We start from the raw sequence: 12044 nt of genomic DNA on the forward strand, positions 1-12044 counted from the left end.
TGAATTGGGAGACATTCGAAGTTCGGTTGTAACGCATCACAAGCTGGGGCGATACTCGTAGTGGCTCCACACTGCTGCCCGACCCCCGACCCGGCAGCGGTGTGGGGCCTCTGTGTTTCTTCTTGCCTCGGGTGCTGAGCACGGACGTCCGGTGTGCCGATGCGTAAGCTCGGGCTGGAAAGTCGCAACAGATGTCCGGGGGTTCGGGAGGGCCAAGAACGTGAGCGTCGGTGGAGACGGCAAAGGTAAGCACGAAAAGGTGCCGGATCCGCTGCATAACGCGGCGATGTCCGATGACGACGATGCCGTCGTAGAGGACGTTCCTCCGTACGAGGCGATTACCGAGGTGATGCGCGCGATCGATCCGAACGAACCGCCACCGGGACAGATCGCCGTCGACGAGGTTGTGCAATCCGAAGAGGCAGTGCAGCCCGAGGAGACCGTGCTCGACGAAGGTGTTCAACTTGAAGAGGCTGTGCAGCCCGAGGAGGCCGTGCAGCCCGAGGAGGCCGTGCAGCCCGACGGCTCAGAGGTGTCCGAGACGTCGGATCTCGACGTGGCGGGGGGCACACCTGCCGATGACGCAAGCACCCGCTCTGACATGGAAGATGCACCGGTCCTGGACGAGGAGCAGCCCACCCAAGCGCACGCTCTCCCGCCGGAATCGAAAGTCACCGGCGGCGATGCCGTTGATCTCTCGACCACCGAGGTGGACGCGGTTCACGCCGAGGATCCGACGGCACCAGCGACCACGGCACCAGCGACCACGGCGCAGGCAACCGCGGCACCGGAAGCAGACATCGGTGACACTGCCACCGTGGTATTTCCCGCCGTCGGGTCTCCAGCGGCACCCGAACCTCCCGCGGCTGAACCTCCCGCGCACGAAGGTCAATCGGTCGATGCTTCCGAGGCCGCCGTTGTCTCCGATGATAAGTCTTCACGTATCAAGATTGCGGTGATAGTCGGTGCGGCCGTCGCGATTCTCGGTGTGTTCTACGCCGCAGATATGTTGTCCTCCAACGGTTCCGTGCCGCGGGGAGTATCGGTTGCCGGTGTTGCGGTCGGCGGTCTGAGTCACGACGATGCCGAGGCACGGCTGCAGGCCGAGCTCGGGTCCCGCGTCGACCAGGCTGTCGACATCGATGCAGGCGATCGACAGCTCGAACTGGTTCCACGGGACGCCGGTCTCGATATCGACTGGGTCGCAACGCTCGATCGCGCGGGTTCACAACCGATCAATCCGTTCACTCGTCTGGCGTCGTTCTTCACCGATCGCGAAATCGGTGTGCAGTCGACAGTGGACCCTGCAGCGCTCGATGGCGCCGTGGAATCGATTCGCGCACAGACAGATCGGGCACCGTCCGAGGGAGATGTCGTCTTCGAGGGCGCCACCCCCGTCGGCGTGACCCCAGCCCCAGGGCAGGCCTTGGACGTGGCGGGCGCGCGTGAGGCCATAGAAGCGAACTGGGCCTTCGGTGCCCTCGAGGTGCCGGTCGAGACCGTCGACGTGACGGTCCACCAGGACGAAGTGAACCGCGTACTCGCCGAGGTGGCGACGCCCGCAGTATCGGCGCCCGTTGTGTTCACCGGCCAGGACAATGCCGAGGCAGTGTTGGATCCGGATGGAATCGCTCGGATTCTGTCGTTCGAACCCGACGGAGAAGGCGCTCTCGCGACGCGCCTCGACACTGCTGCCGCCACAGGTATCCTCGCCCCTGCGCTGGCATCGACGGAAACCCAGCCCAAGGACGCGTCGTTCGCTCTCGGTGGCGGTGCGCCCACCGTAGTGCCGGGAGTGGTGGGCGAGCTGGTGCAATGGCCGAAGACGCTGGAGCAACTGCCGGCTCTGCTCGCTTCGACGGACACTCGGACCGCTGCGGCCATCTACGAGCCGGCCCAACCCGAGCTGACGACAGAAGGTGCGCAAGCACTGGGAATCAACGAAGTCGTTGCCGAGTACACGACCGGCGGCTTCGAGTACGCGTCGGGAGTCAACATCGGACTTACCGCCGACATCGTCAACGGCGCACTCGTGAAGCCGGGAGAAACGTTCTCGCTCAACGAGTACACGGGCCCACGAGGGACGGCCCAAGGTTTCGTGGAGTCAGGGATCATCGACAACGGTCGGCCGGATCGCGCGGTCGGTGGAGGTATCAGTCAATTCGCGACGACGCTGTACAACGCGTCGTACTTCGGTGGCATGGAAGACGCGGGACATACCGAACACAGCTACTACATCAGTAGGTACCCCGAGGCGCGTGAGGCAACGGTGTTCGAAGGTGCAATCGACCTGAAGTTCACGAACCCGACGAAAACCGGAATTGTGATCGAGTCGTTCGCCACGAATTCCAGTGTCACAGTGCGTCTCTGGGGAACCAAGACGGTCGACGTCGAGTCGATCACCGGACCTCGGACGAATCCGACGAGCCCGAACACCATCACCCTTCCTGCCGGTCCTGGGTGCGTTGCATCCGGTGGTGGCTCAGGATTCACTGCCAGCGACACTCGCGTCGTCACCGATATCGCGACGGGCAACGAGATCTCGCGCAACACCCGCACGGTCAAGTACGACCCCATTCCGATCGTTCGATGCGAGTCGCCGGAGCCTCCTCCTCGGGACGAACCGGCTGAGGACGCGCCCGCGCCACCCAACGAGGATGGGGAGTAGACCTCGAGCGTAAAGAATCCGAGTGATTCGGACCCTTTACTCCGGACTCATCGCGGTGTTGGGTGAACGTCGTAGGTGCTTTCGAAGATCGAAAAGACCGTTTCAGTATTTGCTCGACACCGCATCGGGCACCGACACTCGTATCGTGGACCGTGTGCGGCGATGGGGACCCGTCATCACAGCTGCACAGACGCACGAAAGGGAACTCTGGTATGACCCTCACACACACCGATCTCGACCAGGCCACTCTCCGTCAGGCCTATGCGCAGTTCCCCAGCGGAGTCGTTGCCATCGCAGCCGAGATCGATGGTGTTCCCGTCGGGCTTGCGGCGAGCAGTTTCGTCGCGGTGTCCATCGAACCGCCGCTCGTCGCCGTATGCATCCAGAACACCTCGACTACGTGGCCCAAGCTGGAGGGCCTGCACAGTATCGGCGTCAGTGTTCTGGGTGAGGCGCACAACGACGCCGCCCGCACCCTGGCTGCAAAGACGGGTGACCGGTTCGCAGGTCTCGATCTGCAGACCACGGACAAAGGTGCGGTATTCATCGACGGCGCGACCGCGTGGCTCGACACCACGATCGAACAGCAGGTACCGGCCGGCGATCACGCAATCGTCCTGCTGCGCATCCATTCCCTGAAAGTGCAGAGCGAAATAGACCCGATCATTTTTCACGGTAGTAAGTTCCGCAAACTGCAGGCGTGACCTCAGGCGCGCGCGGAATTGCTAGATGCGCAGCTGGTAGCTAGCAATTCGGGCAGTACCTGGCGATTCTGCGCGCACCTACTCCACACGCGAGAAACGACAATGGCCGCAACCTTGGATAAGGTTGCGGCCATTGTCAGTGCAGAATCAGAATGCAGCTTCGTCGAGCTCCATGACGTCGAGATCGATGTTGGTGAGGATGCCGCGGGTTGCGGTCAGCTCCGGCAGAACGTTCTTCGCGAAGAACGATGCGACGGCGACCTTGCCCTCGTAGAACGACTTGTCCTTGCCCTCTGCGCCGTTGTCGAGTGCCGCGATGGCAATCTCGGCCTGACGCAGAAGAAGCCAACCGATGAGCAGATCTCCGAAAGCCATGAGGAAACGCACCGACGCGAGTCCGACCTTGTAGAGCTCGGTCGGCTGCTCCTGTGCACCCATGAGCTGCTGGGTCATCGTGGTGACGATGGCCTGCACGTCCTCGAGTGCGGTAGCGAGCAGAGCGCGCTCGGCCTTGAGGCGGCCGTTGCCGGCTTCGCTGTCGATGAACGACTTGATCTGTCCGGCGACATGAGCGAGTGCGACGCCACGGTCGCGGGCGATCTTGCGGAAGAAGAAGTCCTGTGCCTGGATGGCCGTGGTGCCCTCGTACAGCGAGTCGATCTTCGAGTCGCGGATGTACTGCTCGATCGGGTAGTCCTGAAGGAATCCGGACCCACCGAGCGTCTGCAGCGACTCGGCCAGCTGGCGGTAGGCGATCTCCGAGCCGACGCCCTTGACGATCGGAAGCAGCAGGTCGTTGACGCGGTAGGCGATGTCCTCGTCTGCGTCGGAAACCTGCTTCGCCGTGATCGGATCCTGGTGTGCGGCAGTGTAGAGGTAGACCGCACGCAGGCCCTCGGCGTATGCCTTCTGTGTCATGAGGCTGCGTCGCACGTCGGGGTGATGGGTGATGGTGACGCGCGGCGCGGTCTTGTCCGTCATCTGCGTCAGGTCGGCGCCCTGGACGCGCTCCTTGGCGTACTCGAGCGCGTTGAGGTAGCCGGTGGAGAGGGTGGCGATTGCCTTGGTGCCGACCATCATTCGTGCGTGCTCGATGACGTCGAACATCTGAGCAATGCCCTTGTGGACCTCGCCGACGAGCCAACCCTGTGCGGGGATTCCATGGCCACCGAATGTGAGCTCGCAGGTGGTCGAGGCCTTGAGGCCCATCTTGTGCTCGACACCGGTGACGAAGACGCCGTTGCGCTCGCCGAGTTCGCCCTTGTCGAAGTCGAAGTGGGTGTTGGGGACGTAGAACAGGCTCAGGCCTTTGGTGCCCGGTCCGGCGCCTTCGGGGCGAGCCAGGACGAGGTGCATCGTGTTCTCGAACAGGTCGTCGGACACGGCCGAGGTGATGAAGCGCTTGACGCCCTCGATGTGCCAGGAACCGTCTTCCTGCTTGATCGCCTTGGTGCGGCCCGCGCCGACGTCGGATCCGGCGTCGGGCTCGGTGAGCACCATGGTGGCAGCCCAGCGGCGCTCGACGATGACCTTGGCCCATTCCTTCTGCTCATCCGTGCCGTTGTGGAACAGCACGTTGGCGAAGCCGGGACCTGCGGAGTACATGAACGCAGCCGGGTTGGCGCCGAGCAGCAGCTCGTTGATGGCCCAGCCCAGCGTGCGGGGTGCGGGGATGCCGCCGACTTCCTCGTCCAGACCGACGCGCCACCACTCGCCGTCGTACAGCGCTTTGAACGACTTCTTGAAGGCGTCCGGCAGCGTGACGGTGTGTGTTTCGGGGTCGAACACGGGGGGAGTGCGGTCCGACTCGGCGAACGACTCGGCCAAGGGGCCCTCCGCCAGCCGCACGACCTCGCGCAGCATGTCGCGGGCCGCCTCGCCGTCGAGGTCGCCGAAGTTCTCGCCCGAGAGGGACTGGTCGAGTCCGAACAGTTCGAACAGATTGAACTCGAGATCCCGAAGGTTGCTCTTGTAATGGCCCATTGCGTGTTCGCTCTCCAGTCGGTGGTGCGGTCTCGTAAGTACCGCCCAAGTTAGCTACTCGTCGGTAACATAGAGCGATATTACTCCCGATCGGCTCCGCTGCCAAGGCCGGACCTACCGGCCAGTAGTAACGAATCGATTGCGGTGCCGTCGGGTGTGGCTCGTAGCCGCTTTTCGCGCCGGAGAATGGTGGCGCGTTCGCCGACATCAGCCGCCAATTGCTCTGGCGTGTAGAGTATTTCGGGATCCTGAGGCCCGCCCACTCCGTCGGCGATATTCGACGCGTGGTGACCGAGAATCATGAGGATTCCATCAGGTTTCAGGCCACCGATTGCGTTGTGGATCACTGTGCGGCGTTGCTCCTGGGGCAGATGTAGATAGAGCATGAGCACCAAGTCATATTCGGGCTCGGGTAGGACGGTGGTCACATCTGCGTGAACCCAAGTGAGTCGGGTCTGGACGGACTTCGGGGACTTCGATGCGATCCGGTGGCCCTTGGTGAGTCCGACGGCGGAGAAGTCGACGGCTGTCACGTCCCAACCACGGGTGGCCAGCCACAGCGCATTTCGGCCTTCACCCGAGGCTAGATCCAATGCCCTTCCCCGTGGGAGCGTCGTTGCGAACTCGACGAGGGTCTGATTGGGCGGAGCGCCGTACACGAGATCTGCGGCGGAGTATTTGGCGTCCCAGGCCGAGGCATCCATGGAGTCGAGTATGCGGCCGAGGTCTCGGTCGTTCGGATCGACCCGCGTAACTACAGCGTGGTTCGGAGTAACACGACGTTGTAGTTGCGGTGCACGGTGGCAAGAAAGTAGAGGTCGGAACCCGTGGACCACGGGTGGATGAACGGCGCGTAGGCACTCGGCAGTTCACGTGTGTCGACAAGAACCTCCGGCGCACTCCACGGACCGACCGGTGTGGGTGATCGCCGCATGACGATGGAGTCGAACGGGTCCGTGGTGAGCATCAGGTACTGCCCGAGATGCTGGTTGTAGGCAACGGACAGCTCACCGACGCCACCGACGACGGGAGCGGCAGCCGCGGGGTCGTTCTTCCTCCATTCGTGCCCGTTCCAGTACTCGTACTCGCCGAGGTTGAGGATGTCCTTCTCGGGAACCCGGGCGACGTGGCCGAGGTTGCCCCGTCCGGGCGGCGTCCCGTACTGGTAGACGAACCCGCCGTCCTTCAGGAAAGCGGTTTGCTGGAAATTTCGATTCCCGCCTTCGCTCGGTCGCTGAGTCTCCTGCACGGGCGCCCAGCTTTCGCCGTTGTCACCCGACACGGCGAGCCCGGAATAGTTCGTCTCCCACCGGCCGGGTGTGCCCCAGTTGTTGACCGACATAAGACTCATGAACTGATTCGGTCCCACTGCGACGCCCGCGGTGGGGATTCGGCTGACCTCGACGAACGGTATCTTGGGGCTCGGAACCACTTCTTTCGATTGGCCGATCGGATCTTTGACGATGCTGTCGAACGTCATTCCGTCCGCGAGGTTGCCGTCGTGGCTGCGGACGATGGCGTTGCTGCGCCAGGACCAGAGACTGCCCTGAAGAAGGTTCGGCACGCCGAGCCCGGCGGTGTCACCGAAGGCTGTCAGGACTTCACCGTTTCCGTTGTCCCACATGATGCCGAGATCGGTTCCGAGCATGTTGAAGTTCTGTGTCTCGTTCGTGCTCGACATGCCGGTGGTCTGGGCGACGGCGACCGTACGTCCGCTCAGCTGGGGAACCCCGAAGGTCCCGTTGAGTACGGGGATTGGATTGATTGCATTGGGGTTGGCTGCGGCCTGGCCGGCAACGACCAGAGACGACACCAGCACGGTGATGAGCATCGTCGTCGAACGCTTCACAAAGCCCCCCAGGCACAATCCGGTCGCAAGGTCTTGAACCGCGGGAATAGTAGCCCAATAGATTGTTTGGTGCGGTACTAACGGGGAAAAAGTTCGATGGAGCGAGTTGTCACGGCCGGGAACGGGGGTCGATGGTAAGGCGCGCTAACCTGAGCGAATGAGCTCCGAATCGGACATGTACCTGGCCAGGGACCTTTCCGTCTCGGCGTTGCGACTGAATCGGAGGCTTCGGCTGCGGCACACCAGCGACAGAATCCCCGTCGGGCAGCTGTCCATTTTGACGACCATCTTTCGCGAAGGGCCGATGACGACGCGCGAGCTGGCGTCTCGTGAGCGGATCAAGCCACCGTCGGTGTCACGTTCATCGCATGCGCTGGTGGAAATGGGCTTGCTCGAGCGGGTTCCGCATCCCACCGATCGGCGGCAGGTGATGCTGACACTCACCGAGGAAGGCCGTCGAATTGCCAGTGACGATGTCGCGGAGCGAGAGCGAGTGCTCGCCGAGCAGCTGGAGTCGCTCACCGACAGTCAACGGGTTGCGTTGGCCAAGGCGTCGGACATCTTGATTCGAATGGTGGAGCGGATCGAATAGGGGCTAGCGATCGTGCGGGATGGACTCTTCGATGTCCTCCGTGTCCCAATTCAACGTAGAGCCCAGTTCTTCGCTGTCGGCACGCCGCGAGACACGGCCGAGCACGATGGCAACGAGCAATGCCACCGCCAGCCATATCGCTACGCCAATCAGTACCCCGGTCACACGTCGTTTGTAGCACTCAGTCCTGTGAAAAAGCTGCGAAAGCTGCTATTGGATTGTTGCAATCCGGTCCTGGAGAGATAACCGATCGGGAACGAACCAAATGTGTGGCCCCCGATTGGACTCGGCCACGAATGCACGGAGGGACTCGCTGGTGTTTGTCAACAGGCTGATGTCGCCCTCGATCACGAGTCGAATCCGGTAGTTCACCAGCTTCTGCACAAATTCTCCTGCGATCCGGGTGCTGAGATCGAAAAAGTCCGGATGTAGGCGCGCGAGGGGAACAACCACAACGGAGGCGTCCATCCCGTATGCGTCGCCGACGAGATCGAGCGCGTCGGACTCGGACGCCAGCAGCGTTCCCGACCGGTCGAGGTAGAGGATGTTCATCGACTGCCCTCGACGAAGGTGTCGATCAGACGAAGAACTTCCGAGGTATCGCTTCCGCCGCCGATGACGATCACCTTCAACGTGGCGGCATTCGCGTCGTATCCGGTGTCGATTTTCAGACGTCTGTCGCTGGGGCCGCGGCCGGTCGCCGATGTGGACAGAAAGAGTGCGAGCCGTGATGCGGTTTGTTCGTCGATGTTCTCCACATCGACGACGGCAGTGACGGAGACGCGGATGGCTGCGGTCGGGGCTTCGCCGCCGGTCAGTGCGGCCAGTCCGTCAGGGGTGATCCGGTATTGCTTTCCGATCCGCACCGCCGGCAACCGGCCGTCCTGGATGTAGTTGCGTACCGTCCGCACGTGCAGTCCGAGGAGCTCGGCGACCTGCTCGGCGGTGTAGTAATCATTCCCCATAGTTCCTCAAACTACCGTATTGCGGCTCCGCCGCAGTGGCACGGTTGAGTGCACGGGAGTGCGCTTAACCGTGCCACTGGGGCGGAGCCCCAGCCAACGCGCACAGCTCCGCAACGCTCCCATTTCTTCCCTGACCCTGTCTCACGTCGAGTACCGCTGCACCGCGTCCAGGAAACGACTGCCCGGCGTGCACTCGGCCGCGACGGGGTGCAGGTCGCTCTCGTGGTCGACGTCGCGCAGGACCGGCAGCGCTTCGATCTCTGCACCGAGAGCACGCAACGCGTCCCGCGTGCGCGCCCCGGTGTCCGGTGTCGACATGGGGACGCCGAGCAACGCCCGGGCCAGCGTCGGATCGGGTAGTCCGAGTGCCCACCATCCGCCGTCCTCGGCCATACCGAGAACCGAGCGCCCGGTCCCAGTGAGGAGCACGGCCGACGATGCCAGTAGCGCTGGATGCACCTGCGGGGTGTCCATGCCGATCTGGAACACCGGGTCGCCCGCCGCGTCTTCGTGCGCGTACCGCAGCCGTTCGGCGAAGCTCTCTCCGCGCTGCTCCACCACGGTGAACGACGCCAACGCCGCCTCCAGTTCTTCTCGACGACTCGCGTTGGCGAGATTGCCTGTCATCGCGACGATTCGGGTGTCGAAGCCGGTTGCGGAGACGGCGTCGAGGGTGTCCAGCAAGGCGGCCGCTGCGATGTCGGCGGCTGCCTCGTCGCCGAGGGTTGCCGCGAGCCGTGTCTTGGCGAGACCGGCGACGGGCGCCTTCGCGACGACAAGTGCAGTGACCTTCACTTCAGTACCTTCCAGAAGTCCCGTACCGCAACGACAGTCCCTCTGACCGAACCGGACACCTTGGATACCCCCGCGGTGCGGGGGTTGTACGACACGTCCAGTTCGGTGACGGTCCAACCCGCCCTCGATGCGAGAACGAGCAGTTGCAAGGGGTAGCCGGAGCGTCGATCGCTGATATTCAAGTCGAGAAGGGCTTGTCTGCGCACCGCACGAACGGCACCCAGATCATGGACCGGGAGCGAGTACTTGGTCCGAAGCCTCATGGACAGAACAGCATTCCCCAGCCGAGCGTGGAGAGGTGAGTTGCCGCCCCTGCGTCGTCCGACTGCGAGGTCGGCGTGATCGAGGGCAGCGACGAGAGGCGGCAGGTCCTGCGGATCCATCGATCCGTCGCCGTCGAGAACGCACACGACCTCGGAGTCGGCAGCGGTGACGCCCGCGTGGACCGCAGATCCATAGCCTGGGACGGGTTCATGGATCACGGTGGCGCCGAGGCTCGCCGCTACATTCGCCGTCTCGTCTGTCGAGTTGTTGTCCACGACGAGGACGCGATAGCCGTCGGGAATCCGCGCGAGAACCCCCGGCAGCGAACCCGCCTCGTTCATGCATGGGATGATCACGGTCACGTCAGACATGTGGGGCGCCCGTGCCCTCGGCGTCGCGCAGCGGTGCCGTCGCGAACTCGCGAAGTCCGTCGTTGGGCGAGATCGACGCACTGAAGCCGATTGTGTCGCGAGCCAGTTCGGGACTCGCCACGATATGCCGAACGTCGCCGGATCGGTACTTTCCGGTGATCTCAGGGGCGGGTCCGTCACATGCGTCGGATAGTGCCTGTGCGACCTCGCCGATCGTGATCGGCTGTCCCGAGGACACATTCAGTGCTGTGAATCCGGGGAGATCGGCCGAGATCGACAACACGTTCGCGGCAGCGATATCGGATACGTGGACGAAATCTCGGACCTGTTTGCCATCCTCGTAGACCTGGGGGGGTTGCCCGGCCTCGAGTGAGGACCGGAACATCGCTGCGACGCCCGAGTACGGTGTGTTGCGTGGCATGTGGGCGCCGTACACGTTGTGGTAGCGCAGTGCGGTCACGGACCCGCCTGTCGCCAGCGACCACGCCAGGGCGTAGTTCTCCTGCGCAACTTTGCTCGCGGCGTACGTGCTACGTGGACGCAACGCCGAATCCTCGGTCACCGGAGCCCAATCCAACACCTCGCCGGTGTCGGGATCGGTGTTGTCGAACTGTCCGACCTCGAGCTCGGTGCGGAGCCCTGGCGTCACGACGCGTCCGGATGGGGTGCAATACTTACCTTCCCCGTAGACCACCATCGACGATGCCAGAACCAGTCGTCTGCAGCCAGCTTCGGCCATGGCGGACAACAGAACCGCGGTACCGAAGTCGTTGTGGCTCGCGTAGGCCGGGGCGTCTGCGGCGTCGACGCCTGCGCCGACCACTGCTGCTTGGTGGCACACAGCATCGGTGTTCTCGAGCAACGTGACGAGAGCGTCGTGGTCGCGAACGTCCACGCGGTCGATTCCGTCGGGTCGGTTCTCGGTCCCGTGGGCGGAGGCCAGCATCGCGTCGATGGCGACGACGTCGAATGTCGGAGAGAGGGCAGTCAGGATATGGCCTCCGATGAAACCGGCTGCACCGGTCAGAAGTACACGCGTCATGGTAGGTCGATCGGTAGAGCGACGCCGTCGTGGACGCGGCACGACTCGCACGGTCCCATGAGCGCGGCCCCGATCGCTCCTCGAACCAGAGCTTTCAAGGGTTCGATGTTCTTCTGGAACTCTGCGAAGACATCTACTGCTCGAACACCCTGTCCTGCTTCGATTCCCGCGTCGAGATCGGTGACGAGTGCGATCGGGGTGTAACAGAGTTCGAGTTCGCGCGCCAGCACCGCTTCGGGATGTCCGGTCATGTTCACCAACGTCCACCCCTGCCTGGCGAACCAGTGGCTCTCCGCGCGGGTGGAGAAGCGTGGACCTTCGACGACCACCATCGTCCCGCCGTCGACGACTCCATCCTGCAGCGCGGCGTCGCGAAGGTCTCTGCAGTACGGATCTGCGAACTCGACGTGGATGCCGCCGTTGTCGAAGTACGTCTGGATGCGTCCGTTCGTTCGGTCCACGAGTTGATCCGGCACGACGACGGTTCCCGGACCGAGCTCAGGGACAAGGCTTCCGACGGCGCACGGGGCGAACACGCGTTGAACGCCGATCGTCCGCAGGGCCCACATGTTCGCCCGGTACGGCAGCGTATGCGGGGCGTACTCGTGGGCGACGCCGTGGCGTGGCAGGAAAGCAACCGGCCGGCCGGCGACGTCACCGATGGTGATCGGGCCACTGGTCGATCCGTAAGGAGTATCGATCTGAATGCTCTCGGCGTCCTCGCCGAAGAACGAGTAGAAGCCGCTTCCGCCGATCACGGCGATGTCCGCGCGATGATGCCCCGGCGTGAGTGCTGTTGTCATGATGTCAT

The 12044-nt window shown here is 63.4% G+C and carries 13 protein-coding genes; 3 read left to right on the top strand and 10 right to left on the bottom strand.

Features of this window, described 5'->3' with window-relative positions:
- Positions 1–220: 220 nt before the first annotated feature.
- Positions 221–2668 (top strand): VanW family protein, encoded by a 2448-nt coding sequence (locus ACODSO_RS02160; RefSeq protein WP_489034660.1) that lies wholly within the window; start codon positions 221–223, stop codon positions 2666–2668.
- 212 nt (positions 2669–2880) lie between these two features.
- Positions 2881–3372, top strand: coding sequence for a flavin reductase family protein (locus ACODSO_RS02165; RefSeq protein WP_489034662.1), 492 nt, complete (start codon positions 2881–2883; stop codon positions 3370–3372).
- A gap of 147 nt (positions 3373–3519) precedes the next feature.
- Here ACODSO_RS02165 and ACODSO_RS02170 read toward each other — a convergent pair whose 3' ends face one another.
- The 3 genes from ACODSO_RS02170 to ACODSO_RS02180 all read right to left on the bottom strand — a co-directional run bounded on the left by ACODSO_RS02170 (position 3520) and on the right by ACODSO_RS02180 (position 7204).
- Positions 3520–5355: an acyl-CoA dehydrogenase gene (locus tag ACODSO_RS02170; RefSeq protein ID WP_489034663.1), complete on the bottom strand. Its 1836-nt coding sequence runs from the start codon at positions 5353–5355 to the stop codon at positions 3520–3522.
- Positions 5356–5435: 80 nt separating this feature from the next.
- Positions 5436–6059 carry a class I SAM-dependent methyltransferase gene (locus tag ACODSO_RS02175; RefSeq protein WP_489034664.1) on the bottom strand — a complete coding sequence of 208 codons (624 nt, stop codon included), beginning with the start codon at positions 6057–6059 and terminating at the stop codon, positions 5436–5438.
- Between the two features lie 50 nt (positions 6060–6109).
- A complete protein-coding gene (locus tag ACODSO_RS02180) occupies positions 6110–7204 on the bottom strand; it encodes a glycoside hydrolase family 183 protein (RefSeq protein ID WP_489034666.1) in 1095 nt (364 codons plus the stop codon).
- A gap of 157 nt (positions 7205–7361) precedes the next feature.
- Between ACODSO_RS02180 and ACODSO_RS02185 the strand changes: the two genes are divergently transcribed.
- A complete protein-coding gene (locus tag ACODSO_RS02185; RefSeq protein ID WP_489034668.1) occupies positions 7362–7796 on the top strand; it encodes a MarR family transcriptional regulator in 435 nt (144 codons plus the stop codon).
- A gap of 3 nt (positions 7797–7799) precedes the next feature.
- Here the strand turns inward: ACODSO_RS02185 and ACODSO_RS02190 are convergent, their stop codons facing one another.
- The 7 genes from ACODSO_RS02190 to ACODSO_RS02220 form a co-directional block, all read right to left on the bottom strand.
- On the bottom strand, positions 7800–7961 hold the full coding sequence (locus ACODSO_RS02190) for a hypothetical protein (RefSeq protein WP_489034669.1): 162 nt from the start codon (positions 7959–7961) through the stop codon (positions 7800–7802).
- 45 nt (positions 7962–8006) lie between these two features.
- On the bottom strand, positions 8007–8348 hold the full coding sequence (locus ACODSO_RS02195) for a DUF4180 domain-containing protein (protein ID WP_489034671.1): 342 nt from the start codon (positions 8346–8348) through the stop codon (positions 8007–8009).
- The gene (locus ACODSO_RS02200; RefSeq protein ID WP_489034673.1) at positions 8345–8761 is read right to left on the bottom strand and encodes a helix-turn-helix domain-containing protein; all 417 of its coding nucleotides are present in this window, start codon (positions 8759–8761) and stop codon (positions 8345–8347) included. Before ACODSO_RS02200 ends, ACODSO_RS02195 begins: the two co-directional genes overlap by 4 nt.
- Positions 8762–8902: 141 nt before the next feature.
- A complete protein-coding gene (locus ACODSO_RS02205; RefSeq protein WP_489034675.1) occupies positions 8903–9556 on the bottom strand; it encodes a TIGR04282 family arsenosugar biosynthesis glycosyltransferase in 654 nt (217 codons plus the stop codon).
- Positions 9553–10191: a glycosyltransferase family 2 protein gene (locus ACODSO_RS02210; protein ID WP_489034677.1), complete on the bottom strand. Its 639-nt coding sequence runs from the start codon at positions 10189–10191 to the stop codon at positions 9553–9555. The genes ACODSO_RS02205 and ACODSO_RS02210 overlap by 4 nt, the downstream gene beginning before the upstream one ends.
- A complete protein-coding gene (locus ACODSO_RS02215; RefSeq protein ID WP_489034679.1) occupies positions 10184–11233 on the bottom strand; it encodes an NAD-dependent epimerase/dehydratase family protein in 1050 nt (349 codons plus the stop codon). The genes ACODSO_RS02210 and ACODSO_RS02215 overlap by 8 nt, the downstream gene beginning before the upstream one ends.
- The gene (locus tag ACODSO_RS02220) at positions 11230–12036 is read right to left on the bottom strand and encodes an S-methyl-5'-thioadenosine phosphorylase (protein WP_489034681.1); all 807 of its coding nucleotides are present in this window, start codon (positions 12034–12036) and stop codon (positions 11230–11232) included. Before ACODSO_RS02220 ends, ACODSO_RS02215 begins: the two co-directional genes overlap by 4 nt.
- Between the last annotated feature and the right edge of the window lie 8 nt (positions 12037–12044).

It is taken from the genome of Rhodococcus sp. FG69 (genome assembly GCF_057808915.1).